Source organism: Pseudomonas sp. ADAK21, from assembly GCF_012935735.1.
GTDB classification, from domain to species: Bacteria; Pseudomonadota; Gammaproteobacteria; order Pseudomonadales; family Pseudomonadaceae; genus Aquipseudomonas; species Aquipseudomonas proteolytica.
Genome location: NZ_CP052857.1, coordinates 751,266 through 776,773, shown reverse-complemented (window position 1 = coordinate 776,773; position 25,508 = coordinate 751,266). Strand labels below are relative to the sequence as shown.

At 60.7% G+C, this 25,508-nt stretch carries 29 protein-coding genes; 12 read left to right on the top strand and 17 right to left on the bottom strand.

What is annotated here, in order from left to right; translation table 11 throughout:
* Positions 1 to 148 precede the first annotated feature (148 nt).
* The 5 genes from HKK57_RS03630 to HKK57_RS03610 all read right to left on the bottom strand — a co-directional run bounded on the left by HKK57_RS03630 (position 149) and on the right by HKK57_RS03610 (position 2,751).
* Positions 149 to 793, bottom strand: a complete 645-nt coding sequence (locus tag HKK57_RS03630; RefSeq protein ID WP_070995754.1) for a glutathione S-transferase N-terminal domain-containing protein — start codon at positions 791 to 793, stop codon at positions 149 to 151.
* 173 nt (positions 794 to 966) lie between these two features.
* Positions 967 to 1,167 carry an SEC-C metal-binding domain-containing protein gene (locus HKK57_RS03625; protein WP_026136698.1) on the bottom strand — a complete coding sequence of 67 codons (201 nt, stop codon included), beginning with the start codon at positions 1,165 to 1,167 and terminating at the stop codon, positions 967 to 969.
* The gene (locus tag HKK57_RS03620) at positions 1,164 to 1,655 is read right to left on the bottom strand and encodes an LEA type 2 family protein (protein ID WP_029297162.1); all 492 of its coding nucleotides are present in this window, start codon (positions 1,653 to 1,655) and stop codon (positions 1,164 to 1,166) included. The genes HKK57_RS03625 and HKK57_RS03620 overlap by 4 nt, the downstream gene beginning before the upstream one ends.
* A gap of 125 nt (positions 1,656 to 1,780) precedes the next feature.
* Positions 1,781 to 2,251, bottom strand: a complete 471-nt coding sequence (locus tag HKK57_RS03615; protein WP_070995755.1) for a YchJ family protein — start codon at positions 2,249 to 2,251, stop codon at positions 1,781 to 1,783.
* 2 nt (positions 2,252 to 2,253) lie between these two features.
* Entirely contained in the window at positions 2,254 to 2,751 is a 498-nt protein-coding gene (locus HKK57_RS03610; protein ID WP_029297160.1) for a DUF6231 family protein, read from the bottom strand.
* 191 nt (positions 2,752 to 2,942) lie between these two features.
* Here HKK57_RS03610 and HKK57_RS03605 point away from each other — a divergent pair, with 191 nt between their 5' ends.
* The 3 genes from HKK57_RS03605 to HKK57_RS03595 all read left to right on the top strand — a co-directional run bounded on the left by HKK57_RS03605 (position 2,943) and on the right by HKK57_RS03595 (position 4,860).
* Positions 2,943 to 3,638 (top strand): OmpA family protein, encoded by a 696-nt coding sequence (locus HKK57_RS03605; protein ID WP_029297159.1) that lies wholly within the window; start codon positions 2,943 to 2,945, stop codon positions 3,636 to 3,638.
* A gap of 180 nt (positions 3,639 to 3,818) precedes the next feature.
* Entirely contained in the window at positions 3,819 to 4,109 is a 291-nt protein-coding gene (locus HKK57_RS03600) for a DUF1145 domain-containing protein (protein ID WP_029297157.1), read from the top strand.
* Positions 4,102 to 4,860, top strand: coding sequence for a hypothetical protein (locus HKK57_RS03595; RefSeq protein WP_029297155.1), 759 nt, complete (start codon positions 4,102 to 4,104; stop codon positions 4,858 to 4,860). Before HKK57_RS03600 ends, HKK57_RS03595 begins: the two co-directional genes overlap by 8 nt.
* A gap of 103 nt (positions 4,861 to 4,963) precedes the next feature.
* On the opposite strand, the gene HKK57_RS03590 is transcribed toward HKK57_RS03595, so the two are convergent.
* Positions 4,964 to 5,428 carry a CopD family protein gene (locus tag HKK57_RS03590; RefSeq protein WP_070995758.1) on the bottom strand — a complete coding sequence of 155 codons (465 nt, stop codon included), beginning with the start codon at positions 5,426 to 5,428 and terminating at the stop codon, positions 4,964 to 4,966.
* A 99-nt stretch (positions 5,429 to 5,527) separates the two neighbouring features.
* On the opposite strand from HKK57_RS03590, the gene dinG reads away from it, so the two are divergent.
* From dinG to pdxH, 5 genes are all read left to right on the top strand, one after another.
* Positions 5,528 to 7,672, top strand: a complete 2,145-nt coding sequence (dinG, locus tag HKK57_RS03585) for an ATP-dependent DNA helicase DinG (protein ID WP_029297151.1) — start codon at positions 5,528 to 5,530, stop codon at positions 7,670 to 7,672.
* 88 nt (positions 7,673 to 7,760) lie between these two features.
* Positions 7,761 to 10,016 (top strand): beta-galactosidase, encoded by a 2,256-nt coding sequence (locus tag HKK57_RS03580; protein WP_169389792.1) that lies wholly within the window; start codon positions 7,761 to 7,763, stop codon positions 10,014 to 10,016.
* 52 nt (positions 10,017 to 10,068) lie between these two features.
* Entirely contained in the window at positions 10,069 to 11,214 is a 1,146-nt protein-coding gene (locus tag HKK57_RS03575; protein ID WP_154906458.1) for a serine hydrolase domain-containing protein, read from the top strand.
* 139 nt (positions 11,215 to 11,353) lie between these two features.
* Positions 11,354 to 12,364, top strand: coding sequence for an OmpA family protein (locus tag HKK57_RS03570; RefSeq protein ID WP_169389791.1), 1,011 nt, complete (start codon positions 11,354 to 11,356; stop codon positions 12,362 to 12,364).
* Positions 12,365 to 12,391: 27 nt separating this feature from the next.
* Complete coding sequence (pdxH, locus tag HKK57_RS03565) at positions 12,392 to 13,039, top strand: pyridoxamine 5'-phosphate oxidase (RefSeq protein WP_029297146.1); 648 nt, start codon at positions 12,392 to 12,394, stop codon at positions 13,037 to 13,039.
* Positions 13,040 to 13,083: 44 nt separating this feature from the next.
* Here the strand turns inward: pdxH and HKK57_RS03560 are convergent, their stop codons facing one another.
* Positions 13,084 to 13,320, bottom strand: a complete 237-nt coding sequence (locus HKK57_RS03560) for a hypothetical protein (protein WP_070995761.1) — start codon at positions 13,318 to 13,320, stop codon at positions 13,084 to 13,086.
* A 157-nt stretch (positions 13,321 to 13,477) separates the two neighbouring features.
* On the opposite strand from HKK57_RS03560, the gene HKK57_RS03555 reads away from it, so the two are divergent.
* Positions 13,478 to 13,942: a glycine zipper 2TM domain-containing protein gene (locus HKK57_RS03555; RefSeq protein WP_029297142.1), complete on the top strand. Its 465-nt coding sequence runs from the start codon at positions 13,478 to 13,480 to the stop codon at positions 13,940 to 13,942.
* Between the two features lie 103 nt (positions 13,943 to 14,045).
* Here the strand turns inward: HKK57_RS03555 and HKK57_RS27250 are convergent, their stop codons facing one another.
* From HKK57_RS27250 to nhaA, 3 genes are all read right to left on the bottom strand, one after another.
* Entirely contained in the window at positions 14,046 to 14,276 is a 231-nt protein-coding gene (locus tag HKK57_RS27250; protein WP_070995762.1) for a DUF7683 domain-containing protein, read from the bottom strand.
* Positions 14,273 to 15,478, bottom strand: coding sequence for an S-type pyocin domain-containing protein (locus HKK57_RS03550; protein ID WP_070995763.1), 1,206 nt, complete (start codon positions 15,476 to 15,478; stop codon positions 14,273 to 14,275). The genes HKK57_RS27250 and HKK57_RS03550 overlap by 4 nt, the downstream gene beginning before the upstream one ends.
* A 159-nt stretch (positions 15,479 to 15,637) precedes the next feature.
* Positions 15,638 to 16,825 carry a Na+/H+ antiporter NhaA gene (gene nhaA / locus HKK57_RS03545; protein WP_169389790.1) on the bottom strand — a complete coding sequence of 396 codons (1,188 nt, stop codon included), beginning with the start codon at positions 16,823 to 16,825 and terminating at the stop codon, positions 15,638 to 15,640.
* A gap of 216 nt (positions 16,826 to 17,041) precedes the next feature.
* Here nhaA and HKK57_RS03540 point away from each other — a divergent pair, with 216 nt between their 5' ends.
* Complete coding sequence (locus HKK57_RS03540; protein ID WP_029297134.1) at positions 17,042 to 18,136, top strand: PLP-dependent cysteine synthase family protein; 1,095 nt, start codon at positions 17,042 to 17,044, stop codon at positions 18,134 to 18,136.
* A 339-nt stretch (positions 18,137 to 18,475) separates the two neighbouring features.
* On the opposite strand, the gene HKK57_RS03535 is transcribed toward HKK57_RS03540, so the two are convergent.
* Positions 18,476 to 20,089: an NAD(P)/FAD-dependent oxidoreductase gene (locus HKK57_RS03535; RefSeq protein WP_029297133.1), complete on the bottom strand. Its 1,614-nt coding sequence runs from the start codon at positions 20,087 to 20,089 to the stop codon at positions 18,476 to 18,478.
* 106 nt (positions 20,090 to 20,195) lie between these two features.
* Positions 20,196 to 20,867 carry a COG3650 family protein gene (locus HKK57_RS03530; RefSeq protein ID WP_154906454.1) on the bottom strand — a complete coding sequence of 224 codons (672 nt, stop codon included), beginning with the start codon at positions 20,865 to 20,867 and terminating at the stop codon, positions 20,196 to 20,198.
* A 172-nt stretch (positions 20,868 to 21,039) separates the two neighbouring features.
* Here HKK57_RS03530 and HKK57_RS03525 point away from each other — a divergent pair, with 172 nt between their 5' ends.
* On the top strand, positions 21,040 to 21,396 hold the full coding sequence (locus HKK57_RS03525) for a hypothetical protein (RefSeq protein WP_070995766.1): 357 nt from the start codon (positions 21,040 to 21,042) through the stop codon (positions 21,394 to 21,396).
* A 17-nt stretch (positions 21,397 to 21,413) separates the two neighbouring features.
* Here HKK57_RS03525 and HKK57_RS03520 read toward each other — a convergent pair whose 3' ends face one another.
* Positions 21,414 to 22,013 (bottom strand): short chain dehydrogenase, encoded by a 600-nt coding sequence (locus HKK57_RS03520; RefSeq protein WP_154906452.1) that lies wholly within the window; start codon positions 22,011 to 22,013, stop codon positions 21,414 to 21,416.
* Between the two features lie 105 nt (positions 22,014 to 22,118).
* Between HKK57_RS03520 and HKK57_RS03515 the strand changes: the two genes are divergently transcribed.
* Complete coding sequence (locus tag HKK57_RS03515) at positions 22,119 to 23,027, top strand: LysR family transcriptional regulator (RefSeq protein WP_070995768.1); 909 nt, start codon at positions 22,119 to 22,121, stop codon at positions 23,025 to 23,027.
* Here HKK57_RS03515 and HKK57_RS03510 read toward each other — a convergent pair.
* Genes HKK57_RS03510 through HKK57_RS03495 form a run of 4 tightly spaced genes read right to left on the bottom strand, consistent with a single transcriptional unit; the run spans position 23,024 to position 25,473 of the window.
* A complete protein-coding gene (locus HKK57_RS03510) occupies positions 23,024 to 23,509 on the bottom strand; it encodes a DoxX family protein (RefSeq protein ID WP_169389789.1) in 486 nt (161 codons plus the stop codon). The two genes, HKK57_RS03515 and HKK57_RS03510, sit on opposite strands and share 4 nt — an antisense overlap.
* Complete coding sequence (locus HKK57_RS03505) at positions 23,506 to 24,270, bottom strand: HvfC/BufC N-terminal domain-containing protein (protein ID WP_169389788.1); 765 nt, start codon at positions 24,268 to 24,270, stop codon at positions 23,506 to 23,508. Before HKK57_RS03505 ends, HKK57_RS03510 begins: the two co-directional genes overlap by 4 nt.
* Positions 24,267 to 25,142, bottom strand: a complete 876-nt coding sequence (gene bufB / locus HKK57_RS03500; RefSeq protein WP_169389787.1) for an MNIO family bufferin maturase — start codon at positions 25,140 to 25,142, stop codon at positions 24,267 to 24,269. The genes HKK57_RS03505 and bufB overlap by 4 nt, the downstream gene beginning before the upstream one ends.
* A 22-nt stretch (positions 25,143 to 25,164) precedes the next feature.
* Positions 25,165 to 25,473: a BufA1 family periplasmic bufferin-type metallophore gene (locus HKK57_RS03495; protein ID WP_029297117.1), complete on the bottom strand. Its 309-nt coding sequence runs from the start codon at positions 25,471 to 25,473 to the stop codon at positions 25,165 to 25,167.
* Positions 25,474 to 25,508 lie beyond the last annotated feature (35 nt).

Here is a 25,508-nt window from a genome sequence, read left to right as displayed (position 1 = left end):
GCGGGAGGCGATGCTAATTTTTTCAAACACTCACAAACCCTTGTAGGAGCCGGGTTGCCGGCGAAAAACTACCAGGCGCCACGCTTATCCAGGCCCCGGCGTTTTCGTTGACGATCTTCGCCGGCTAGCCAGTTCCTACAGGGCACGATCAGGATTTCGGCGGGTTGACCTTCTGTACCAAGTCATAGGCCCGCACCGTCGCCGGGCGTTCCTTGATCAGGTTGAACCAGCGATGCAGGTGGGGGAAATCTTCCAGGCGCTGGCTCTGCCATTTGTGGGAAACGATCCATGGGTAGATCGCCATATCGGCAATGCTGTAGGCCTCGCCGGCGACGAAGCTGCGATCGGCCAGGCGCCGGTCCAGCACGCCATAGAGGCGCGCGGTTTCATCGACGTAGCGTTTGATGGCGTAGGGGATCTTTTCCGGGGCGAACTGGCTGAAGTGGTGATTCTGCCCGGCCATCGGGCCCAGGCCGCCCATTTGCCAGAACAACCATTGCAGTACTTCCTGGCGAGCGCGCAGGTCCTTGGGCAGGAACTGACCGGTTTTTTCCGCGAGGTACAGCAGGATGGCGCCGGATTCAAACAGGGAAATCGGTGCGCCACCGTCGCTCGGCTGCTGATCGACAATCGCCGGAATGCGGTTGTTGGGCGCGATCTTCAGGAAGTCTGGCTTGAACTGGTCGCCCTGGCCAATGTTGATCGGGTGCACCTCGTAGGGCAGGCCGGCTTCTTCCAGGAACAACGAAATCTTGTGACCGTTGGGGGTGGTCCAGTAATACAGGTCGATCATGAAGCTCTCCAGGATTGGTGATGCTTGAACGGGCAGGGCGCCCGATGATGTGCCTGTAGGTATAGGTAATGGTCGACTAGGGAAAATTCAATGAAATATTTGGGTCTATCGATAGAACCGTAGGAGCCGGCTTGCTGGTAAAGACCGACAAGCCTGCGCCTACATAAGGCGTATCAGGCGCCGTGGCACTTCTTGAACTTCTTGGCGCTGCCGCATGGGCATGGGTCGTTGCGGCCCACATCCTTCAGGGCATTGCGCACGGGTTCCTGGTGGGCATGGCCGCAGTTCGGGCCGTGGACATGACCATGGTCGTGATCGTGATGATCGTGATCGTGGTTGCAGTCAGGACCATGGACATGGGGTTGCTGAGTCATTGGTGTCGCTCCGGAATAAAATCGCCGGGGATTATCTCGTCATTGCGCATCACGTGCACGTCGTTACCGATGAATAATCCGGTTTTCAGTTCACCTTCCAGGCGATAGGGGATGGGCCGGTCCGGGTTTTTCAACAGGTCGGCGATTTCCCGCACCTGCGGCCACAGGTTGGTGCGCACCGTGACTTTGAAAAATCCCCGGCCATGGGGCGCAATTGTCAGCCATTCGTTGGACTCGCCTTCGGTCAGTTCCACATCGGCCAGGCTGATCTTGTAGATCAGGCCGCGCACGGTCAGGTCCGAGTCGCCGCGGTTATCCACACGAAAGTGCAGCTTGAATTTCTGTTCCAGCAACTTGGCGCGCACCAACTCCACCTTGACCAGGTGGATCTGCGGTGGCGGCGTGTCATCGGCGAACCAGGACGTGCATCCCGAGAGCCCAACGGCCAGCATCAACAAATAGCTATAGCTTCGTAATCGGCTGACCATGACGCATTCCTTTGTAGGAGCCGGCTTGCCGGCGATGGTCGTCAACGATGACGAGGGCAGTCTGGGTAAATGCGGTGCGCTTGCCTTCTTCGCGAGCAAGCTTGCTCCTACAAAGAAGCGGATTCTTACAGGTAGCTGGAACAGCACTTCTTGAACTTCTGCCCGCTGCCGCACAGGCAGGCATCATTGCGTCCCGCCTTCACCTCCACGGTAGGGTCAATAAAGTACCAGTGCCCATCGTTCTGTACGAAAGACGACTGTTCCCGGTGGCTATGTTCGCCGGTGCTGTCATGCCAGCGCGCGGTAAAGGTGACGAAGGCATGTTCCGGCTGCCCACCAAACACCTCGGAACTTTCGACCTCCAGGCCCAGCCAGGTGCTTTGCGCGCTCCAGGCCCCGATAGCCTCACGATCCAGGCCGCTGCGTTGTGCCGGTAGCGTAGTCGCCACCAGGTAATCCACCAACCCCAGCACATAGGCGCTGTAGCGTGAGCGCATCAACGCCGTGGCGCAGGGTGCGGGGTGGCCAGAGTGATAATGGCCGCAGCAGGCATCCAGCAGGTTGCCGCTGCCGCAAGGGCAAATGGAGGTGCTCATGGTTACCACCAGTACTTTCCAAAATTTTCCGGGTTGGCCCAGAACCGGGCGTTCAGCCAGTCCGGTACCTGTTTGTATTCAAGCAGATCGTAGGTAAACAGCGTCAGTACCTGATTGTCGCGGCAAAAGTGCTCGCTGGTCTGCAGGGCCAGGGAGAAAAAATCAGTGTCTTTCCAGCCGCAGGCCGCCAGGTCGGCGAGGACGGCTATACGGCTGGCATTGAGGTTGCGCACGCCGCCCAGTAGCTCCAACCCTGCACGTTTTGACAGGTGCTCCAGGCAGTCGACCACCAGGGCCAGGTCAAATCGCTGGGCGGCCAGGTCGGCAGGCAATGGCCCCGGCCCTGCGACGCAGACCACGGTGTCCGGGTGGGCCTGCTTGAACGCATCCAGCGCCGGGAAGTGGCCGGCACCCAATACCAGCAGGCGTTTGGGGGCTTGGCGATCAAGCAGGGCAGCGAGTGATTGCTGCGGCGTACGGGAAGAATTACCGGCGGTCATCGAAGATCCTCACATCAGAACCGTGAAGACTAGCCTGCTTGAGCGCGCGGGCCTAGAGCGGGCGGCGGCCTGTCGGCTGGAAAAAGCAGCGTGGGCCAATGAATACGGGGGTGTGGCGCGCTGGCGCGGATGAAAAGAGCGGTCTTTACTCCACCCATCGGCTTGCGGCCGATCCCCTCAGGAGAAATCAAATGAGCATCATGCGGACAGCTCTACCCTTGGTTCTGCTAACCGGAGTATTGACAGGTTGCGCAGGCTTGCAAAAAACCGATTGGCCCACCTGTGCAGCCCTCGGCGGCGTAACCGGTGCCGCGCTGGGCGCCACCGAAAGTTCGTCATGGGCCGGCGGTGGTGCGTTGTTGATCGGCGGCATGGCCGGCGCCTATTGCTGGGTCCATGGCGACGGTGATGAGGACGGCGACGGTGTGCCCGACAGCCGCGACCAATGCCCGGGCACCCCCAAAGGCGTGCAGGTCGATGCCAATGGCTGCCCGCCAGTACCCGAGGCGGTAGTCGTCGAAGAAGTGGTGGTGGTCAAGGAAGAGACCATCGTGATTCGTGACGTGCACTTTGAGTTCGACTCGGCCCGGCTGACGGCGGCCGATAAAACCAAGCTCGACACCGTCGCCGCACGCCTGAAACAGGAGGCGCCGAGTGCCCAACTGCGGGTCAGCGGGCATACCGACAGCGTCGGTAAAGATGCGTACAACCAGAAGCTCTCGGAAAAACGCGCCCATTCGGTGACCGACTACCTGGTCAGCTCCGGCGTGCCCCGCAGCAACTTTGTGTCGGTGACAGGTGCTGGTGAAACCCACCCGGTGGCGGACAACAAAACCGCCGACGGCCGCGCCCTGAACCGCCGCGTGGAAATCCAGATCAACCGCTAGCGCGCTGCACGCCTGCCCCTGGGTGACTCCAGGGGCATTTCTGACGGAAGCTTCAGACAATCCTCGGCGATCTGGTCGCCAAATCGCAGCTATCTCAAGTTTTTTTATCCTTCACTGGCAAATCGCCTGTAGAACTCGTTACTGTGCGCCCAAAGAATAATGTGCAAGGGGGCGTAGGGCATGAAGCTGTTGTTGCGATTGGGGAAGTTGCTGGCGTTGCTGTTCTGGGTCGTTGTGCTGGTCAATCTGTTCAAACCGCTGACCAATCCATTTCATCTGCTGGTCAACCTGGTCGGTATCCTGTTGTTGCTGACCCATCTTCTGGAGTTGGTGTTATTCAACGCCAGCGTCAAACATCGTGCCCACCCTTGGCGTGACCGCCTGCTGATCCTGTTGCTGGGGATGTTCCATATAAAGAGCCTGCCTGCACCTACGGCTGATCAAGACAACAAGGATGGCAATCATGCGTAACGTTTTTCTCCTGGCCCTGCTGGTCAGCCCCATTGCCTTGGCCGAAAGCGTCAGCGTCGAGACCAACTCGTTGTTGCGCTTGCCCAACAGCACCAGCGTGCTGCAGTTGGAACGCCTGGAAGTGGCCGACTATGGCACTTTGTTGATTCCGGCGAATATCACCCAGGTCACCGTCGACGAACTGCACCTGGGCCGCGACGCGCGGATCGCCATCGTGCCCAGCGCCTCGGCCCTGCAATTGCAGGTACGGCATGCGCAGTTGGAGCATGGCAGCCAGATCACCTCCCGGGGGGCGCCCGGTACCCATGAAAAGCCGGCCAAGCCGGGGCGTGACCTGACGTTGCGGATCAATGCATTGAATGCGCAGCTATTGTCTGTCGATGCCCGGGGTGGCACCGGCGCCCAAGGTTATAGCGGCCTGGATGGCGCCAATGGCGAAGACCCAGGGTGCACCTGGGGTTCGGCCGGGCGTGGCGCCAATGGCGACAACGGCGGCGACGGGCTGCCAGGCGCTGCGGGTGCGGCAGTGCGCATCGAATTGCCACAGGATTATCCGAGCGAGCAGATAAAGGTCTGGGTCGACGGCGGTGCTGGCGGCTTGCCAGGTGTTGCCGGCAAACCGGGCAAGGGCGGGCAGTCCAAGGGGTGCCTGGTGTACCGCGCCGATGGCGGCGAGAAAGGCCGGCCGGGGTTGGAAGGGCAGGCAGGGCCTTCCGGACCTGCCGGCACGGTGACCATCCAGCGGCTTTGAGCTATAGGCACTGACCCCATCGCGGGCAAGCCCCACACTTGATTTGCGAACCGATTCAAATGTGGGAGCGGGCTTGCCCGCGATGAGGCCCTGAAGAGCACCCTCAGAACATCGGCCGAGCCGAGGCAACCGCCACCACCACCAATCCCACAATCAGATTGATCCCTACCAACTTTCGGATTTTTCCCAGCACCTGCGCGCCCGTCGCCCAGTCCTCGGCCGCCACAGCCGTGCGCAGTTCAGGCAGTTGCAACGCCTGGATGCGGATAAACAGCGCCGTCATCACTACATACAGCCCCATCATCACCTGCACATAACGCGGTGCGGTTTCAAACCCGTTGAAGCGCAGTTGCAATAGGCCGACGCCACTGATCGGCAAGATCAGCACCGCCACCCAGACCCACACGAAAAAACGCGGAAACACATTCGTCCACAGTTTCAGCCGCGCCGGCCCTTCAAGCGCCGCCACAGCGGCCGGGCGCAGGATCATCCAGGCGAAAAACATACCACCGACCCATACCAGGGCGGCCAATACATGCAGGGTGTAGGCAAGGCTAAAGACGGTCATTGAGGTACTCCGTTCTGCGCGGGATTAATTAGCGGGGTATGATAGCGGCCGATCCGAACCACTGAAAATTTATCCAGCGTTTTTTGCGCCCGACTATCCATGATCAGCACTGAACTCAAAACCACGATCCAGGGCGCCTACTCGCGTTTTCTCGAAGCCAAGAGCTTGAAACCGCGTTACGGCCAGCGCCTGATGATCGCCGAAGTAGCCAAGGTCCTCGGGGATATCGACACCGACGACGAAGGCCGGCGCAGTGGCGACCCCGCGGTCGTGGCCGTCGAGGCCGGCACCGGTACCGGCAAGACCGTAGCCTACAGCCTGGCGGCGATTCCTACTGCCAAGGCCGCCGGCAAGCGCCTGGTGATTGCCACTGCCACCGTGGCCCTGCAGGAGCAGATCGTCTACAAAGACCTGCCCGACCTGATGCGCAACAGCGGCCTGAGCTTCACCTTTGCCCTGGCCAAGGGCCGTGGCCGCTATATGTGCCTGTCCAAACTGGACGTGCTGCTCCAGGAAGGCCACGCGCAAACCGCCACGGCCTCGCTGTTCGAAGAAGAAGGCTTCAAGATCGAAGTCGATGAGGCCAGCCAGAAGCTGTTTACCAGCATGATCGAGAAGCTGGCCGGCAATAAGTGGGATGGTGACCGCGACAGCTGGCCCAATGCCCTGGAAGACGCCGACTGGGCGCGCCTGACCACCGATCATAGCCAGTGCACCAACCGTCACTGCCCCAATTTCGGCCAGTGCGCCTTCTACAAGGCCCGCGAAGGCATGGGCAAGGTTGACGTGATTGTCACCAACCACGACATGGTCCTCGCCGACCTGGCCCTGGGGGGCGGGGCGGTGCTGCCTGACCCGCGGGACACGCTGTACGTGTTCGACGAAGGCCACCACTTGCCGGACAAGGCCATCGGCCACTTCGCCCACTACACGCGCCTGCGGTCCACTGCCGACTGGCTGGAAACCACCGCCAAGAACCTCACCAAGCTGCTGGCCCAGCATCCGCTGCCCGGCGACCTGGGCAAGCTGATCGAGCAGGTGCCGGAGCTGGCGCGGGAGATCAAGACCCAGCAACAGTTCATGTTCAGCGCTTGCGAGCAGGTGGCGGACTTCAAGCCCGGCGAAGACGTCGAAGGCCGCGAACGGCCCCGCCATCGCTTTGTCGGCGGGCTGATCCCCGAGCACATGCGCGAGATGGGCGTGGAGTTGAAGAAGGGCTTCTCACGCCTGACTGATCTGTTCACCCGCCTCACCGACTTGCTCAAGGAAGGCATGGACGGCGAGGTCAATATCGGCATTGCCAGCAACCAGGCCGAAGAGTGGTACCCGCTGTTTGGCAGCCTGCTGTCCCGTGCCCAGGGCAACTGGGAATTGTGGACCGCCTTTACCGTCGAAGACCCGGAAGACAATCCGCCCATGGCTCGCTGGCTGACGCTGTCGGAAAGCGGCGCGTTGTTCGATATCGAAGTCAACGCCAGCCCGATCCTCGCGGCGGAGATGCTGCGGCGCAACCTGTGGAACGTAGCCTACGGCGCCCTTGTGACCTCGGCCACCCTGACCGCCCTCGGTACCTTCGAGCGCTTTCGCATGCGTGCCGGCCTGCCGAAAAAGGCGGTTACCGCGGTGGTGCCCAGCCCGTTCCACCACGCCGACGCCGGTGTGCTGCGGGTGCCGGACCTCAAGGCCGACCCACGGGATGCGCCGGCCCACACCGCAGCAATCATTCGTGACCTGCCATCGCTGGTGGAAGGTTCCAAAGGCACGCTGGTGCTGTTCTCGTCACGCAAACAGATGCAAGACGTGTTCGACGGCCTCGACCGCGACTGGCGCAAACAGGTATTCATCCAGGGCAACCTGTCGAAACAGGAAACCCTGAACAAGCACAAGGCGCGGGTCGATGGTGGGGATTCCAGTGTGCTGTTCGGCCTGGCGAGCTTTGCCGAAGGTGTCGACTTGCCCGGGGCTTACTGCGAACACGTGGTGATCGCCAAGATCCCGTTCTCGGTGCCTGACGATCCGGTCGAGGCCGCGCTGGCCGAATGGATCGAAGCCCGGGGCGGTAACCCGTTCATGGAGATCTCCGTGCCGGATGCCTCGTTGAAGCTGGTCCAGGCCTGTGGCCGCTTGCTGCGTACTGAAGAGGACCGTGGCACCATCACCTTGCTCGACCGCCGATTGGTCACCCAACGCTATGGCAAGGCTATCCTGAATGCCTTGCCGCCTTTCCGGCGCGAAATTTCTTAAGCCACAGTGGGCGAATTCGCCCACTTCGTGGTCTATCTCGTTTATGTCATCAGGCCATTCACCGGCCGATTGGGAGAACCTTGTTCGTATGATTCGCACGCTGCCCGCTCTTTTTGCCCTGCTGTTCGCCACGCCATTGCTGGCCGCACCGGCTGGGCAACAGACGCTGTTCAACTTTGTCCGGCCGGCCGATGTGGTCAAGGTGGCGACCCAGGACGCCAGCCTGCCGCAATACAACGCTGAACAGACCCCGGAAGGCGAAGTGCTGCGCCGCATCACCTTCAACCCGGCGGCGGAGCCAAGCCTGGTGCTCAGCCCGCAGAGCGGCGTGTGGGACTGGTCGCAATCGAGTGCCATGAGCCTGCGCATCCAGAGTGCGATGGATTGGGCACTGACGTTGTACGTCAAGGTACAGAGCAGCGACGGCAAGACCCTGGTCAGCCGTATCGATTTACCGGCGGGGCCTGCGCAAACCCTGCTGGTGCCCCTGCTGGCCAACTCGCCCTTGAGCCAGGGCATGAAGGCCGGGCCGCCGATGCCCATCACTGTGGACGGTCAGCGCGTCATGCTCGCTGGCAGTGCTGGCGAAATCGATCGCAGCCAGGTGGTCTCGGTCACTCTGTCGATGATCAAGCCGGCAGCGCCGCAAAGTATCCTGCTGGAGCGCTTTGGCGTGCAGGACAGTGAACCGGTGCTCAAGGCCGCCTACAGTGAGCTGGTGGATGCCTATGGGCAGTCCAACCGCGCGCGCTGGCCAGAAAAAGTCAGCAGCGACGAGCAGTTGAAAGCCGCTGCCGCCAAGGAGCAGCAACAACTCAAGGGCTGGCTCGCAGAGCGTGACAAGAGCGCCCTGGACAAGTTTGGCGGCAGCACCAAGGGCCCGGCCTTTGAAGCCAGCGGCTTCTTCCGCACCGAAAAGCGCGACGGGCGCTGGTACCTGGTGACACCGCTGGGGCATCCGTTCTACTCCCTGGGCGTCAACACCGTGAGCCCGGACAATAGCCAGACTTATGTTGCGGGACGCGAGTGGATGTTTGGCGCACTGCCCAAGGCGGGCGAGCCCTTCGACAAGTATTACGGCAGCGGTGACAACCGTGGCGGCAATGGCGCCGATGCAGGGCGCGGTTTCAATGTGGGGCGCTGGTACAACTTCTACGGTGCCAACCTGCAACGCACCTACGGCCAGGCGTGTGACCCGGCGGCCGAGGCGCAGCCCTGCACGGTCCCAGGTTTTGACCAGGCCCGCTGGACCGGCCACACCCTGGACCGCCTGCAAGCCTGGGGTTTCAACACGATCGGCAACTGGAGCACCCCGCACTTGGGTGACGCTCGTCGCGTGCCTTACACCTTGCCTCTGTCGATCATTGGCGACTACACCAGTATCAGCACCGGTATCGACTGGTGGGGTGGCATGCCCGATCCGTTCGACCCGCGCTTTGCCATGGCCACTGAGCGGGCCGTGGCGATCGCCACCCGCGACCATCGCGACGACCTCTGGTTGATTGGCTTCTTTGCCGATAACGAACTGGCATGGGCCGGTCCCGGCGATGATGCGAAATCCCGCTACGCCCTGGCCTACGGCACTCTGCGCATGACTACGGATGTGCCGGCCAAGCGCGCGTTCCTCAAGCAACTGCGCGACAAGTACCGTAACGAAGATGGCCTTTCCAAAGCCTGGGGTATCCAGTTGGCTGGCTGGGAGTTGATGGAAGATCCAGGCTTCGAGCCGCCGGTTCCCAACGCCGAGCATCCGGAAATCGAGGCTGATTTCCAATACTTCCAGAAGACCTTCGCCGACGCCTACTTCAAGACCATCTCCGATGCGCTTAAATGGCATGCGCCCAACCAGTTGCTGCTGGGTGGCCGCTATGCGGTCAGCACCCCGGAGGCGGTGGCGTCCTGCGCCCAGTATTGCGATGTGTTGAGCTTCAACATGTACACCCTCAAGCCCCAGGACGGTTACGACTTTGCGGCGCTGCGCGCACTGGACAAGCCGGTGCTGATCAGCGAGTTCAACTTCGGCTCGGCCGACCGTGGCCCGTTCTGGGGTGGGCTCACGCAATTGGCCCGGGAGGAGGCGCGCGGCCCGGCTTATGCGACCTTCCTAAAGCAGGCCATGGCCGAGCCGTCGATTGTCGGCGTGCACTGGTTCCAGTACCTCGACCAGCCAGTGACCGGGCGTTTGCTGGACGGTGAAAACGGTCACTTCGGTCTGGTGGGGATCACCGATGTGCCGTTCCAGGGCTTTGTCGACAGTGTGCGTAAAAGCAACCTGGCGGCGATCCAGCAGTTGGCCCAGGAAGCCGAAAAAGCCCAGGCTGCAACGGGTTCCCAAACCCAGTAATGACTGGAACAATGGGCGCCACTTAACGTAGGTCTTTTCCGGGGGGATTCAGGTGCAGATTCAGGGTCATTACGAACTTCAATTCGAAGCAGTGCGTGAAGCCTTCGCCGCATTGTTTGACGACCCTCAGGAGCGCGGCGCTGCGCTGTGTGTGCAGATTGGCGGCGAAACCGTCGTCGATCTGTGGGCCGGTACCGCCGACAAGGACGGTGCCGAGGCCTGGCACAGCGACACCATCGCCAACCTGTTCTCCTGCACCAAGACCTTTACCGCTGTCACGGCCTTGCAACTGGTTGCCGAAGGCAAATTGCAACTGGACGTCCCCGTGGCCAACTACTGGCCTGAATTCGCGGCGGCCGACAAGGAAAGCATCACCTTGCGCCAACTGCTGTGCCATAAGGCCGGGTTGCCAGCGTTGCGTGAGACGTTGCCCGCCGAAGCCCTGTATGACTGGCCGTTGATGACGGCGGCCCTGGCCGCCGAGGCTCCCTGGTGGACCCCCGGGGAAGGCCATGGCTACGCCGCCATCACCTATGGGTGGCTGGTCGGGGAACTGCTGCGCCGCGCCGATGGGCGTGGGCCGGGGGAGTCGATCGTGGCCCGGGTTGCCCGCCCGTTGGGCTTGGACTTTCACGTAGGGCTGGCGGACGAAGAGTTTTATCGTGTCGCGCACATTGCCAGGGGCAAAGGCAATATGGGGGATGAGGCGGCCCAGCGGCTATTGCAGGTCACCCTGCGTGAGCCCGAGGCAATGAGCACCCGGGCGTTTACCAATCCGCCTTCTATACTAACCAGCACTAACAAACCCGAGTGGCGTCGTATGCAGCAGCCTGCGGCAAATGGGCATGGCAATGCGCGCAGTTTGGCCGGGTTTTATAGTGGTTTGTTGGACGGAAGTTTGTTGGAAGCCGATATGCTTGAACAGCTGACCCGCGAGCACAGTATCGGGCCGGATAAAACCTTATTGACGCAAACCCGCTTTGGCCTGGGTTGCATGTTGGACCAGCCGGATGTGCCCAATGCCACGTTCGGCCTTGGCCCGCGTGCATTTGGGCATCCTGGGGCGGGTGGTTCCGTGGGCTTTGCTGACCCGGAACATGATGTAGCATTTGGTTTCGTGACCAATACTCTAGGTCCGTATGTACTTATGGACCCACGCGCGCAAAAGTTGGTAAGAATATTGGCCGGTTGTCTGTAAATAGCTTGCCGTCCGGCGTTTTTTTGTTAAAAAGGCACCTACAAAAGGCGCTTGAAAAGTATTGTTACTTTAAACTTCGTGAAGCGTCTGTTTAACGGGTCATCCAGACCCCTGTGTTTTCTCATTTTGTGGATATCTCATGTTATCGAACAAGTCCTTGGCACTGGCGCTCTGCCTAACTATTACTGGCTGTGCACAAACTCCACAAAATGATGCGTCTGGCGAGCATTGGTGGTCATTCGGGTTCGACAAGTCGGCGACCAAGGACGTTACTGCCAAAGCCGATGCCAAGGCGGCTGACGCCAAGGCCGATCTTAAGGCCGACCTGCAGGCGGCAACGCCGGCTCCATCTGCGGCCCCGGTAGTCGCCAAGACTGAAACCGACACCAAATGGTGGTGGCCGTTTGAAAGCAAGCCAAAACCCCTAAGCAAAGTCGATGTGACCAACATCCCGATGCCAGACCCGAAAATCACCCAGGCCTGGTTGGACGACTACGAGCCGCGCCTGCGCGCCGCGATCAAGGACAGCAACCTGCAACTGGAGCGTCGCGATAACGTTCTGGTGGTGATAGCCCCGGTCGATGGCTCCTACAACCCGAAACGCCCGGCGATGTTGCTGCCAGTGACCTTGGGTCCGTTCACCCGTGTGGCCAAGGCCGTTGAAAGCGATCCAAAGACCGCCGTGCTGGTGCTTGGTCATATCGACACCGTGCAGAACCAGCCCCTGACCAAGGAGCGTGCCCAGTCTATCGCGTCGATCTTCAGCCTCAGTGGCTTGAAGCAGGACCGCTTGATGTTGCGTGGCATGGGTGACCTGATGCCTCGCGCTGCCAACGACAGCACCCAGGGCCGTGCCCTGAACCGTCGCATGGAAATCATGTTCACCCAGCGCACCACCATGCTGGCACTGCTGAGCAAGTACAACTCGCCAAACCCGCCGAAGCCTGAAATGGTTGCAGTACAGGACGTGGTTGCCCCAGCGCCGGTCGCCAAGAAAGCGGTTGCCGCCAAGAAAGCACCTGCCAAGAAGGCCGCCGCCAAGCCAGCCGCGAAAAAAGCGGCCGCCAAGCCAGCAGCCAAAAAGCCAGCTGCTGCCAAGGCTGCAACGCCAGCGAAAAAAGTAGCTGCAAACGACCAGACGAAAAACTGAGCAGTTGAGCAAGAAGGATAAAGCCGCATGACCCAGGCACTGGCTGATATGCGCCGTGACTACACACGGGACGGTTTGAGCGAAGCCCAGGCCCCGGCCGAGCCGTTTGCCTTGTTCCACCAGTGGTTCAACGACGCGGTCAAGACCGAGCAACCGCCGGTCGAGGCCAATGCCATGACCCTGGCTACCGTCGACCAGGAGGGCCGGCCTCACTGCCGCGTCCTGCTGCTCAAGGGGCTGGATGCCCAGGGCTTTACCTTCTTCACCAACTACCAGAGCGCCAAGGGCCAGCAAATGGCAGCCCGCCCGTTTGCTGCCATGACCTTCTTCTGGCCGACCCTGGAGCGCCAGGTGCGTATCGAGGGTCGGGTGGTCAAGGTCACGCCCGAGGAGTCGGACGCCTATTATCAAGTGCGCCCACTGGGCAGCCGTATCGGCGCCTGGGCTTCCCCGCAAAGCCAGGTGATCCGCGATCGCCAGCAGTTGCAGGACCTGCTCACGCTGACCGAACAGCGTTTCAGCGAGACCCAGCCCGATTGCCCGGAGCACTGGGGGGGGTATCGCCTGCTGCCGGAGCGCATCGAGTTCTGGCAGGGCAGGGCGAGTCGCCTGCATGATCGCTTGAACTATCGTTTGCAGGGTGCCGACTGGACACGCGAGCGATTGGCACCCTGAAAACGTCATACTTGTAGGAGCCGGCTAGCCGACTCCTACAGCCTCTACTTGACCTCATATTGCCGTGCTGCGTCCTGCAGCCACTGTGGCAAGTCCTTACGCTTGACCTTCTCAGCCTTGGCGCGGTCCAACTGTTGCAGCATAAAGTTGCGCTTGTGCTGATCGTCTCCTGCCAGTGACAGCGCCAGGTCGCGGTCTACCCAGCGCTTGATCCGCCGGTACAGCCACCAATGGAAATACAGGCCGGCTGCGGTGGTAGCTACAATGATGAAGTAGTCCATGAAATTCCTTGTCTGGGTGCAGGTGCTACCGTTTGTCTATTTTTGCGGTACAGCCTGTCTGTACTGGGGCTGAATGAAAGCAATTTTCTCCGGGCCGTGCCGTGACAGGCGTCAAGCAGCGGAGTCTAATAAAGATATGTCCTTTGGAGTTGATGCTATGCGTAAGTCTGTTCTGCTGGTTGCCTGCTTTACCACCATGTCGTTGCTGCTGGGTGGCTGCGCCTCCAGTCTGACCGGCGACTCGTATTCCCGTGACGAAGCCCGTCGCGTGCAGAGCGTGCGCATGGGCACCATTGAATCCCTGCGTCCGGTCAAGATCGAAGGCACTAAGACCCCAATCGGCGGCGCAGCAGGCGCAGTCATCGGTGGTGTTGGTGGTAGCGCTATCGGCGGCGGTCGCGGCAGCATCGTCACCGCCGTTATCGGTGCCGTGGCGGGCGGCCTGCTGGGCTCGGCCACCGAAGAAGGCCTGACCCGCACCCAGGGCGTTGAAATCACCGTGCGCGAAGACGACGGCAGCATGCGCGCCTACGTCCAGGCCGTGCAGGAAAACGAAATCTTCCGCATCGGCGACCGCGTGCGCATCATGACCGTAGACGGGACCAGCCGCGTTACCCGCTAAGCGTCATACAGTAAAAGAAAAACCCCGACCGGGTGACTGGTCGGGGTTTTTTCAGTTTGGCTACGGATTTTCTTAATATGATTTTTAATTTCGGGCGGGCGCGTTAAACGTTGCAAGTAAGTTGGAAGTGATGAATAGAGTCATTTATCACTCTGCCGGCTAAGGTTTCTATAGCCGTCAGTTGAGCGGGGGTCAGGTTGTAGCCCTCCCAGCCATGTTGCTCTTCGGACCATTGCATTATGGTTTTCAACTTGTCCTCGCACCCATGAGGTAGCTCGATTACGAACACTTGCAGGTCAGTAACCTTATCGAAGGCTTCAATCAGATATCTCATGGCTCTATTCTCCGTTCTTTTTCCTTTTTTGATTTTTTCGTGGAGGTGGGGTTGCCAGTTATATGGTCAAACTCACCTATGTGCCTACCACGGGCGTCATACATTTCGATTGCGCCGTGCTGCAAATCCCACTCCAGAATCAGACCTTTGGCAGTTTTCCATCTTTTACGAAGGGCTCCTCCTCCTTTAACGGGTGTTTTACGAGCAACTACTTTTGCATCAGGGTAGGCCGGAAGTAACTCTGGTGCTGGATGGTACGCGTGGTCACCAGGTCGAATGTTTAGAACGACGTAAAGTGGTCGGATCCCCGACTCCGCCGGAAACACCAGAATGAAATCCTTATACTCCGGCGGATAAATCGGGTCGACGATGATACTCGCGGCTGTTTCCGTCGGCGGATACACCCATATGTGAGGCGTGGCTGGCGCAGCCTCCAGTGCGGGTATGCCAAGGGTGTCGGCAGGGTCGACAGCGGGTGTCCAGATCAGCTCAATGCCGTCACCCAAATCCACTACGTGTTGCGTGCCCCGTAGTTGAAACTGCACGACATCGACCATTTCCCAATCACGATTCTTCCCCGTGTAGAAGGCATAGCCTTTCAGGCTGCCGTCGTCCTGTTGTTCGATATTCAGGCGCACGCGGGTGCGGGCGCGGGGCAGGCTGCGTAATTGTTCATCGCTGTAGAGCGCGCTGTCGCCCAGCGTTGAGGGCCATAGCAGTGCGACCAGGCCCAGCATGAAGCCTGTTGCAACGGTCCCGGTGGCAGTGGCCGTGCCCTTAATGGCCGAGCCTGCGAGTGCCAACGAGCCCAGCCCGGCAGGCAATACAGTTGCGCTTATCTTCTGGAGAGGGAGCCGGCCAGTTGCATCTGTTTCACGGCCGCCCAGCACCGCATGTTCGCCATAGTCTGCGAGGCGCTCCAGGGGAATGTAACCAGACGGGTTGTTGTAGCTGATGATGGTGTCCGGCAAGTTGCAGGACTTGGCGAAAACGCACCCGACGACAGGAGCCGGGGTCGGTTCTGACGTAGGCTGAAGCTTTGCTTCGTAGGCCTGCTGGCGGGCGAGCATTGCGTTGTAGGGTTGCTGGAGCGCCTCGCGGGCGGCCAGTTCGCGCTCGTTCATAGGTTCCAGGCGGCGATAGCCACCGGTGCCGGTCCCGTAGGAGCGCCAGACCTGCGGTCTGTCTTGGTTGTTGGCCATCATGCCCTCCCGGCGAGTTACACCGCGACATCCGTTCTTGAAGTCGGATGTGCGACGTTATGGGAGGAGCACGAGAAAAAATGTAGGAAGGTGCTGTAAGCGAGGGGAGAAGAGGCTTAAAGAATGAGGGGGCAGGAAAGCCTGCCCCCTCGTTACGCGTTATGCGTTGACCGTCACCCGCTTGCGACTGGCCATCGCCGTCACTGCATAACCAATCAATGCAGCAAGGATCGAACCGGTGAGAATGCCCATCCGGTCCATCCCGGCGTATTCGCTACTGCCTGGTACGAACGCCAGCGAACCGACAAACAGGCTCATGGTGAAGCCGATACCACACAGGATGGCCACGCCCATGACCTGGCCCCAATTGGCACCGGTCGGCAGGGCCGCAAGACCGGTTTTCACTGCGAGCCAGGTCAGGCCGAACACACCGACGGTCTTGCCCAGCAGCAGGCCTGCGGCGATACCCATAGGCACATGGTGGGTGAAGCTTTCCAGGTTGACCCCGGCCAGGGACACACCAGCGTTGGCAAACGCGAACAGCGGCAGGATGCCGTACGCCACCCACGGGTGCAGGGCGTGTTCCAGGCTCAGCAGGGGCGATGGCTCGGCGTTCTTGGTGCGCAGCGGAATGCAGAACGCCAGGGTGACGCCGGCCAGGGTTGCGTGCACACCACTCTTGAGTACGCAGACCCACAGGATCAGGCCGATGATCAGATAGGGCCCGAGCTTCACCACCCCCAGGCGGTTCATGGCTATCAGCGCGACAAGGCACGCGCCAGCGCCTGCCAGCGACGCGGTGGACAGGTCGCCGGAGTAGAAAATCGCGATGACAATGATGGCGCCCAAGTCATCAATGATCGCCAGGGTCATCAGGAACAGCTTCAGCGACACCGGGACACGCTTGCCCAGCAGTGCCAGCACGCCCAGGGCAAAGGCGATATCGGTGGCCATCGGGATGGCCCAGCCGCCCAGCGCCGCCGGGTTATCCTTGTTCAGCGCCCAGTAGATCAGCGCCGGCACCACCATGCCGCCGATAGCCGCTGCGCCTGGCAGCACGACCTGGGAAGGCTTGGACAGGTGGCCGTCGAGCAACTCGCGCTTGACCTCCAGGCCGATCAGCAGGAAGAACAGGGCCATCAGGCCGTCGTTGATCCATAGCAGTGAAGGCTTGGCGATTTGCAGGGCGCCGATCTGGACGGCGACGGGCACTTCAAGAAAGCTGTTATAGAACGAGGACAGCGGCGAATTGTTGATGATCAGGGCCAGGGCGGCTGCAGCGATCAGTAACAGACCACTGGCCGCTTCGAGCTGGAAGAAACGGGTAAACGTGCTACGCAGAGGCAAGGGATGCTCTCCAATCAAAGTTCAATAGGGGCGTACCCTAACCCGTACTGTTAGTTGTTAAAACAAAAGTTATATTCTTTTTTGTTATATAAAAGCGCTGTTGTATGGATTGCGTCAAAGCCTGGCAATTGTGTATCGAATTGAGTCATGACTGTATCTGTGTGCAGTGTAGGAAAGTCCCTAAGATCAAGCCTGAAAACTTAATGGAACCTGAGCATGAGCGACCACCGTCCGTGGGCCCGAGAGGCCATCCGCATTATTGAAGCGGACTTCCAGCGCAGCGCCGACACCCACCTGATCCCCCTACCGCTGCCGGGTTTGCCGGGGATCGAGTTGTATTTCAAGGATGAGTCCAGCCACCCCACCGGGAGCCTCAAGCACCGGTTGGCCCGCTCTTTGTTCCTGTATGCCCTGTGCAACGGCTGGCTCAAGCCGGGCGCGCCGGTGATCGAAGCCTCCAGCGGCTCGACGGCGATTTCCGAGGCGTACTTCGCGCGCTTGTTGGGCCTGCCGTTCATTGCGGTGATGCCGGCCACCACCTCCCAGGAAAAGATTGCGCAGATCGCCTTTTACGGCGGCAAGAGCCATCTGGTGCAGGATCCCACGCAGATCTACGCCGAATCCGAGCGCCTGGCGCAGGAAAGCGGCGGGCACTTCATGGACCAGTTCACCTACGCCGAACGGGCCACCGACTGGCGGGCGAACAACAATATTGCCGAGTCGATCTTCCAGCAGTTGCGTTTCGAGCGGCATCCCGAGCCGAGCTGGCTGATTTCCAGCCCGGGTACCGGCGGTACCACCGCGACCCTCGGGCGTTATGTGCGTTATCGCCAGCATTGCACCCGGGTGTTATGCGCCGACGCCGAGCGCTCGGTGTTCTTCGAGTATTACCAGACCGGTGATGCCAGCCTGCGCCTGGACTGCGGTTCGCGGATCGAAGGCATTGGCCGGCCACGGGTAGAAGCGTCATTCCTGCCCAAGGTGATCGATGCGATGGTCAAGGTGCCGGATGCCTTGTCGTTGGCGGCCATGCATTACCTGGCGCAACGCTTGGGACGGCGGGTCGGGGGTTCCAGCGGTACCAATCTGATCGGCGCGTTGATTGCCGCGCAGCAGATGCAGGCGGCAGGGGAGTCGGGGTCTATCGTGGCGATTCTGTGTGATGGGGGCGAGCGTTATGCCACGACCTATTACGACGATGCGTGGCTGGTCGGGCAAGGGTATGAGTTGGAGGAGCTGATTGACGCTGTTGCAGCCAGTGTCGAGCGTGGCGAGCCGTTGCCGGACAGCATCCTGCGCGCCAATATCTAAAATTTCCTGTGTATGGAGACCATTGTGGGAGCCGGGCTTGCCCGCGATGGCCGTAGGTATCTACACAACTCTCCAGTGGCGAGCGGGCTTGTCGGAACGCCGCATCGCCCGCGCTGGGCTGCGAAGCAGCCCTAAACCCGGCCATCAGAGGTTTATCTGAAGAAACGCGGAGGGCTTTTTGGGGCTGCTTCGCAGCCCAGCGCGGGCGATGCGGCGTTCCGACAAGCCCGCTCGCCACAGGAAAGTTCGTCAGTTTCTGAAAGTTGTGTAGATACCTATGGTGGCCATCTCGGGCAAGTCCGGCTCCCACAATAGAGAGGGGTGTTTGCGGGTGAGCTGTCAGGCCTCGATGCCGAGGATATCCCGGGCCACGGCTTCGGCAATCCGAATCCCGTCAACGCCTGCCGACAAGATCCCACCGGCATAACCGGCGCCTTCGCCGGCCGGGAACAGGCCTTTGACATTCAAGCTCTGCATCGACGCATCGCGGGTGATCCGCAGCGGTGACGAAGTGCGGGTCTCGATCCCGGTCAGTACCGCGTCGTGCAGCGAGTAGCCCTTGATCTGCTTCTCAAAGGCCGGCAACGCTTCGCGGATGGCCTCGATGGCGAAGTCTGGCAAGGCCAGGGCCAAGTCACCGAGGGCTACACCTGGCTTGTAGGACGGTTCCACAGTTCCAATGGCGGTGGACGGCTTGCCGGCGATGAAATCACCGACCAGTTGCGCCGGCGCTTCGTAGTTGCTGCCGCCGAGGATGAACGCGTGGGACTCCAGGCGCTCCTGCAACTCGATCCCGGCCAGAGGGCCACCCGGGTAGTCCACTTCCGGGGTGATGCCGACCACGATCCCGGAGTTGGCATTGCGCTCGTTACGCGAGTACTGGCTCATGCCATTGGTCACGACCCGATTTGGCTCGGAAGTGGCCGCAACCACCGTACCGCCCGGGCACATGCAGAAGCTGTATACCGAACGGCCGTTCTTGGCGTGGTGCACCAGCTTGTAGTCGGCCGCGCCCAGTTTCGGGTGCCCGGCATACTTGCCCAGGCGTGCGGCGTCGATCAGCGATTGCGGGTGTTCGATGCGAAAGCCCACCGAAAACGGCTTGGCTTCCATGTACACACCACGGCCGTGGAGCATGCGGAAGGTGTCGCGGGCGCTGTGGCCGAGGGCAAGAATCACGTGCTTGGAGAGGATCTGTTCGCCCCCAGCGACCACCACGCCATTCAACTGGCCGTCTTCGATCAGCACGTCGGTGACCCGCTGTTCAAAACGCACCTCACCGCCCAGGGCGATGATCTGCTGGCGCATGTTTTCCACCACACCGGTCAGACGAAAGGTGCCGATGTGCGGCTTGCTGACATAGAGGATCTCATCCGGCGCGCCGGCCTTGACGAACTCATGCAAGACCTTGCGCCCGTGGAACTTCGGGTCCTTGATCTGGCTGTAGAGCTTGCCGTCGGAAAAGGTCCCGGCGCCGCCCTCGCCGAACTGCACGTTGGACTCGGGGTTGAGTACGCTTTTGCGCCACAGGCCCCAGGTGTCCTTGGTACGTTGGCGCACTTCGCGGCCGCGTTCGAGGATGATCGGCTTGAAACCCATCTGCGCCAGCAACAACCCGGCAAAGATCCCGCAAGGGCCGAAGCCGACAACGATGGGCCGCTCGCTCAGGTCTGCCGGCGCCTGGCCCACGACCTTGTAGCTGACATCGGGCGCGGCATTGATATTGCGGTCGTCGGCGAACTTGAGCAGCAGGGCAGCTTCACCCTTGACCTCAAGGTCGACGGTGTAGATAAAGCACAGCTCCGACGATTTCTTGCGCGCATCGTAGCTGCGTTTGAACAGGGTGAAATCGAGCAGATCATCACTGGCGATGCCCAGGCGCTGCACGATGGCCGGCCGCAGGTCTTCTTCGGGATGGTCGATGGGCAGCTTGAGTTCGGTGATTCGTAGCATGACAGGATCCGATATGCGGCGTTTGGTAGGGCCGGCGGTTTTGCAAACCGGCGATTATAAGCCCCAACGACGCATTCCCGTCATGCTAAAACAGCCCAGGGGCGAATCAGTCATCTCGCGAGCCGCCAAATGCCGCGCAGCCACGCTGCACTTGACCGTTGATCCGAAGTTCGGCGCTCATGTGTTGCAGGCTGCCGCTGACGCTATCGATGCAGCGCTGGGGCGCGACCCACAGTTCAATCTGCTGGCCGTTGGCTTCGGTGGTGAGGTTGAAACGGCCGTCACCCAGTTGCTCTTCCACATAAGGTACCGGCAACGGTGGCTGGCCTTCGCGTTGCAGGACCATGCCCTTGTTGGTCACATTCAGTGCCCAGGCTGGCTTGTGCCCGTTGGCGCGCAGGATCATGCGCTTGAAGTCCGGGTCGTCACAGGCTGAGGTCGAGCGTTCGACGCGGTATAGCTGTTGCAGCTCCACCTGGCCCTGGGTGCCGCTGGCGACCCCGGAAAACTTGCCGCGCAAGTCGGCAAACAACGCCCCTTGCTGGCCGGCCAGGGACGCCGCTTCCTGGAGGATGCTGGTACCGCCGGTATCGTTGACCACGTAGTTACGCTGGTCATGGCAGGGCTGGAACAGCAATTTGTCGCCGATGGCCGTCAATTCGCCTTGCATGCGAGTCAGGCCCGCAGTGGAGGGCGTCGCCGGATCGCGTTCAAACACCTGGCAGGCAGCGAACAAGGGCAGCAGGGCAAACAGAGCAAGGGTACGGGCGGCAAACATTATCGGGTCTCCTGACAAGTGCCGCCACGTTACGCAGGCTGGCGCTGCATCACAAGCCGAGGATGGCGGGCGATTAGGTTTCAGCATTTTAATGGCGCGCGGATTTAAGCCTTTTCCTCTGTTTGCTGTGCCAACCTTGTGCAACGTTCAAGCTTTTCAAAGGAGCACGTGTATGAGCCTTCGATGGGCCTTTTTCGCCCTCGTTTGGATGACGCCCCTGGCCTGGGCCCAGGCTCCGGCCAAGCTGTTCTACAGCTCACAGACCGACTTTACCGAGATCACGGTGAGCCTGAAAAAAGCCTCTGTGCCCCGGCCTGAGTTTATTCAAGTCAACGTGACGCTGACGCCCGAAGCCAGGGCGCGTACCAAAGCCCTGAGCCTGTTGGCCATGCACAAACGGATAACGCTGTATCTCAATGGCCGGCAGCTCAATACCGCGACGGTTCAGAGTGTCCTCGACGGCCCCGACCTGACGTTTTCCATTCCCCGTGACCAGCTGCTGGAGATGATGCCATCGCTGCTCGAGTGATACTGGCCGGCCGCCGTTCAGCCGACGATGTAAGTCTGTCCGGTCTGTAAGCCTTCAACACTCTTTGCGTAGGCTAATGCCACCTCCGCCGCAGGAACCGGCTTGAAGCCCCTGAAGTACGGCGCATAGCTGCCCATAGCCTCCACCAACACGGTCGGGCTGACCGAATTGATGCGCAAGCCCCGTGGCAATTCAATCGCCGCCGCTTTGATGAAGGCATCGATGGCGCCATTGACCAGTGCGGCCGAAGCGCCGGTGCGGATCGGGTCGCGATTGAGGATGCCGCTGGTGAAGGTGAACGACGCACCGTCGTTGGCAAACTCGCGGCCGATCAGCAGCAGGTTGACCTGGCCCATCAGTTTGTCTTGCAGGCCGAGGTCGAAGTGGCTGGCATCCATGTCGCCCAGGGGCACGAAGTTGACGTTGCCGGCGGCGCAGACCAGGGCGTCGAACTTGCCAGTTTGCGCAAACAGTTGGCGGATCGACGCGCTGTTGCTGATATCGACCTGAAAGTCGCCGCTCTGGCGACCAATGCTGATCACTTCGTGGCGCTGGGACAGCTCGGCCTTGACTGCCGAGCCCACCGTGCCGCTGGCGCCAATCAACAGGATTTTCATGGTGTGGTACCTCAAAGGGTTCAAGTGAGCCTGCAGTCTAGAGTGGTTTTTTCGGCGGATAAGCGCACTAATAGGCAACCTTTGGTTTTCAATTGGAAACAATCCATGAGCGAGATGGACGACCTGGCGGCGTTTGCGGTGTTGATCGAAGCCGGCAGCTTTACCCTGGCAGCCCAGCAACTGGGCTGCAGCAAGGGGCAGCTGTCCAAGCGCATCAGCCAGCTGGAGGCACAGTTCTCGGTGGTGTTACTGCACCGCACCACCCGCCGACTCAATCTGACCGCTGCCGGCGCGGCCCTGCTGCCACAAGCCCAGGCGCTGGTCATCCAGGTGGACCGCGCACGTCAGGCATTGGCCCGGCTGAAAGACGATGTGGCCGGGCCGGTGCGTATGACGGTTCCGGTTTCCCTGGGCGAAACCTTCTTTGATGGCCTGTTATTGGAGTTTTCCCGCCAGTACCCGCAAGTGCAGGTCGAAGTGGATCTGAGCAATAATTATCGCGACTTGGCCAGGGACGGTTTTGATCTGGCGGTACGCTCAGAGGTTGCCAACGATGAGCGCCTGGTCGCCAAGCCCCTGTTGGCCTGGCATGAAATGACCTGTGCCAGCCCAGCATATCTGCAACAGTACGGTGAGCCGCTGACACCCGCGGATCTGGTTGGGCACCGCTGTTTACTCAACAGCCATTACAGTGGGCGTGAAGAGTGGTTGTATCACCAGCAGCACGAGCTGTTGCGAGTGCGGGTGGATGGCACGTTTGCCTCCAACCACTACAACCTGCTGAAAAAGGCCGCGCTGGTGGGGGCCGGTATCGCACGGTTGCCGTCCTATCTGTTGCAAGAGGAATTGGCTGACGGCCGGCTTCGTTGGCTCTTGCGTGATTATCAGACCCGCAGCATGCCGATGTACCTGGTGCACCCATATCAGGGCGGGCTACCGCGTCGCACCCAAGTGCTGGCCGATTACCTGGTGGGCTGGTTCAAACGTAACGGCGAAGCGTTGGACCGGCTCTAGCGCCAGCGCCGGGCGATCCAGTGATCAATCGATAGCCGTCCTGGCCCCTTGGCCATCAATACCAGAAGCAACGCGATCCAGGTGACGTGGGTCGGGTAGGCATCCGGATAGACAAACAGCTGAATCACCAGGGTCATGCCCAGTAACGCCAGCGCTGAAAAACGCGTGGCGAGGCCCAGCAGAATCAGGACCGGGAAAAAATGCTCGGCGAACGTCGCCAGGTAGGCGGCCACTTCTGCGGGCACAAACGGTAGCCGGTATTCACTTCGAAACAACGGCACGGTGGAGCTGGCCAGGTGGGGTATGCCCAGTTCGAAGGTGCCATCTATCAGGTCGACGGCAAACCCCTGGACCTTGGTCTGGCCGGACTTCCAGAACACCGCCGCAATGGAAAAGCGTGCGACAAGGGCGATCAGGCTGTAGGGGATTTTTTCGAAGGTTTGAGTGATGCGTGCACTCAGGCACGGGGCGGCAGTATTCATGGGTGTACCTTGATTTGGGTGATGGCGCGGTGGTTGATCAGCAGTCCCAGACATTGGTGCAGGTCGAATTCGCTGGCCGCGTCGCGGGCGTATGCCATCGCCATTTCCAGGGGCCAATCGTTGTTCAGGCTGTTGATGAAGGTCACGCAGCCGCTGTCGATGCAAAACACTTCGACCTCCAGGCCGTTGCGCAGGACCAGCGCACTTTGCCCATGCCAGGGGTCGAGTCGGGCGACGGGGTCGGTGGTTTGGTGCGCAGCCCATAGCGCCACCACGGCGTAGTCCGAGCGCAAGGTGGCAACGCAGGGATGCAATTGCAGGCGCACGTTGCCCAGACTTGATAACTGCTGCAGTTGGTTCACCACGGCGTGTGGATTGGCCACGGGGGTGTCGATGGCGTGATATGCACTGATGCGCAAGCGTTCCAATCGAGCCACGTCGGCCACGTACGGCACATCGGCAGCGGGGGCGAAGCCCTTGATAAAGTCCGCCAGGTCACTGCCGTAGTCGTGGAGCAGCGGGCTGATAGGTGGGTACGCCTGGATATACAACCCCGCCATCGCCCGGAAAAAATGCTCGCCCACCAGTTGTTGGGTCACCGGGTAACTGTCGGCCAGGGCATTGATCAATGAGCTGTGGACGTTATTGCGATACACCGCAAAACGGCTGGCAGGATCGGCGCCATTGCGGCTGAATAATCCACCCGGGCATGGCAGGCCCGGCGTAAGCAGGGCCTGGGCGAACTGTTCGTGCCGGTTCATGGGTGCACCGCCGCAGCCAGCAGATGCTGGTCCGCTTGCCGGGCTTCGGCGTGCAATACGCTAAAGGCCGGTACATCGTTGTCGCGCTCGATCAGCGTAGCCACCGGGCCGGTGCGTTGCAGTGCCTGTTGATACAACTGCCAGACGGCGTTGTCGACCGGCGCTCCGTGGTCATCGATCAGCAGGCGATCACCGAGGCTGTCGGCATCTTCGGCAAAACCCGCCAGATGAATCTCGCCCACGCTGTGCAAAGGCAAGGCATTGAGGTAGGCCAACGGATCCTGCTGATGATTGATGCAGGACACATACACATTGTTCACGTCCAGCAACAAGCCGCAGCCGGTGCGCCGGACGACCTCGCTGATAAAGTCGGTTTCGTCCAGGGTGGAGTGTTGGAACAGCAGGTAGGTCGACGGGTTCTCCAGCAACATGCGCCGCTTGAGCGTGCTTTGTACCTGGTCAATGTGTTCGCACACCCGCTTGAGGGTTGCGTCGTCATAGGCCAGGGGCAGCAGATCATTGAGAAACACCGGGCCGTGGCTGGACCACGCCAGGTGTTCGGAAAAGGAGTGGGGTTGATAGCGTTCCACCAGTGCCGCCAGGCGCGCCAAGTGAGCGTGGTCCAGCGGGCCTTCGCCGCCGATGGACAGGCCGACGCCGTGCAGCGACAGCGCATAGTGCTCGCGGATCAACCCCAGGTAGTGGTGGAACGGTCCGCCGGCCACCATGTAGTTTTCGGCGTGGACCTCAAAAAAACCAATGTCGGGCAGGGTGGCGAGCACTTGCTGGAAGTGCTCGCTCTTGAGCCCCAGCCCGGCCCGCCGCGGAAGGCCGGGAGCCTGGGCGACATCAGGCAGGGATGAAAGCGTCATCGTCAGTACTCAGGCGGGGGATTCAGGATTTGGCCTTGAAGGCTTCCAGTTGGCCAAAACCGGTTGGCGAGGTTTTGCTTTCCATCTTCATGCAGGTGCCCTCGGGGACCAGGTTCCAGGCGTTGGCCTGGTAGTCGGTTTTCGAGGTGCCCGCGCAGGTGGTGCCAGCGCCTGCGGCGCAGTCGTTCTTGCCTTTGAGGGCGACGCCAAAGCATTTTTCCATCTTCGGCTCGTCGGCATGGGCGACAGTGGTCAGGGTGCTCAGGCTCAAGGCAGAACCCAGGGCCAGGACGAGGGTGGCGGCGGACAATGAACGGGTGGTAGTGGTCATGGTGTTTCTCCAGTAGTGAGGTAGGTAAGAAAGCG

Coding starts and splice junctions, on each gene's coding strand:
- HKK57_RS03555 (WP_029297142.1), top strand. CDS start 13,478: ATGCGTAAGTCTGTTCTGCTGGTTGCCTGCTTTACCACCATGTCGTTG.
- HKK57_RS03605 (WP_029297159.1), top strand. CDS start 2,943: ATGAGCATCATGCGGACAGCTCTACCCTTGGTTCTGCTAACCGGAGTA.
- HKK57_RS03625 (WP_026136698.1), bottom strand. CDS start 1,167: ATGACTCAGCAACCCCATGTCCATGGTCCTGACTGCAACCACGATCAC.
- HKK57_RS03615 (WP_070995755.1), bottom strand. CDS start 2,251: ATGAGCACCTCCATTTGCCCTTGCGGCAGCGGCAACCTGCTGGATGCC.
- HKK57_RS03495 (WP_029297117.1), bottom strand. CDS start 25,473: ATGACCACTACCACCCGTTCATTGTCCGCCGCCACCCTCGTCCTGGCC.
- HKK57_RS03520 (WP_154906452.1), bottom strand. CDS start 22,013: ATGAAAATCCTGTTGATTGGCGCCAGCGGCACGGTGGGCTCGGCAGTC.
- HKK57_RS03610 (WP_029297160.1), bottom strand. CDS start 2,751: ATGACCGCCGGTAATTCTTCCCGTACGCCGCAGCAATCACTCGCTGCC.
- HKK57_RS03550 (WP_070995763.1), bottom strand. CDS start 15,478: ATGGCCAACAACCAAGACAGACCGCAGGTCTGGCGCTCCTACGGGACC.
- HKK57_RS03600 (WP_029297157.1), top strand. CDS start 3,819: ATGAAGCTGTTGTTGCGATTGGGGAAGTTGCTGGCGTTGCTGTTCTGG.
- HKK57_RS03535 (WP_029297133.1), bottom strand. CDS start 20,089: ATGCTACGAATCACCGAACTCAAGCTGCCCATCGACCATCCCGAAGAA.
- HKK57_RS03525 (WP_070995766.1), top strand. CDS start 21,040: ATGAGCCTTCGATGGGCCTTTTTCGCCCTCGTTTGGATGACGCCCCTG.
- HKK57_RS03560 (WP_070995761.1), bottom strand. CDS start 13,320: ATGGACTACTTCATCATTGTAGCTACCACCGCAGCCGGCCTGTATTTC.
- HKK57_RS03590 (WP_070995758.1), bottom strand. CDS start 5,428: ATGACCGTCTTTAGCCTTGCCTACACCCTGCATGTATTGGCCGCCCTG.
- HKK57_RS03505 (WP_169389788.1), bottom strand. CDS start 24,270: ATGAACCGGCACGAACAGTTCGCCCAGGCCCTGCTTACGCCGGGCCTG.
- HKK57_RS27250 (WP_070995762.1), bottom strand. CDS start 14,276: ATGAGATATCTGATTGAAGCCTTCGATAAGGTTACTGACCTGCAAGTG.
- HKK57_RS03580 (WP_169389792.1), top strand. CDS start 7,761: ATGATTCGCACGCTGCCCGCTCTTTTTGCCCTGCTGTTCGCCACGCCA.
- HKK57_RS03515 (WP_070995768.1), top strand. CDS start 22,119: ATGAGCGAGATGGACGACCTGGCGGCGTTTGCGGTGTTGATCGAAGCC.
- HKK57_RS03630 (WP_070995754.1), bottom strand. CDS start 793: ATGATCGACCTGTATTACTGGACCACCCCCAACGGTCACAAGATTTCG.
- pdxH (WP_029297146.1), top strand. CDS start 12,392: ATGACCCAGGCACTGGCTGATATGCGCCGTGACTACACACGGGACGGT.
- dinG (WP_029297151.1), top strand. CDS start 5,528: ATGATCAGCACTGAACTCAAAACCACGATCCAGGGCGCCTACTCGCGT.
- HKK57_RS03530 (WP_154906454.1), bottom strand. CDS start 20,867: ATGTTTGCCGCCCGTACCCTTGCTCTGTTTGCCCTGCTGCCCTTGTTC.
- HKK57_RS03620 (WP_029297162.1), bottom strand. CDS start 1,655: ATGGTCAGCCGATTACGAAGCTATAGCTATTTGTTGATGCTGGCCGTT.
- bufB (WP_169389787.1), bottom strand. CDS start 25,142: ATGACGCTTTCATCCCTGCCTGATGTCGCCCAGGCTCCCGGCCTTCCG.
- HKK57_RS03570 (WP_169389791.1), top strand. CDS start 11,354: ATGTTATCGAACAAGTCCTTGGCACTGGCGCTCTGCCTAACTATTACT.
- HKK57_RS03540 (WP_029297134.1), top strand. CDS start 17,042: ATGAGCGACCACCGTCCGTGGGCCCGAGAGGCCATCCGCATTATTGAA.
- HKK57_RS03510 (WP_169389789.1), bottom strand. CDS start 23,509: ATGAATACTGCCGCCCCGTGCCTGAGTGCACGCATCACTCAAACCTTC.
- HKK57_RS03595 (WP_029297155.1), top strand. CDS start 4,102: ATGCGTAACGTTTTTCTCCTGGCCCTGCTGGTCAGCCCCATTGCCTTG.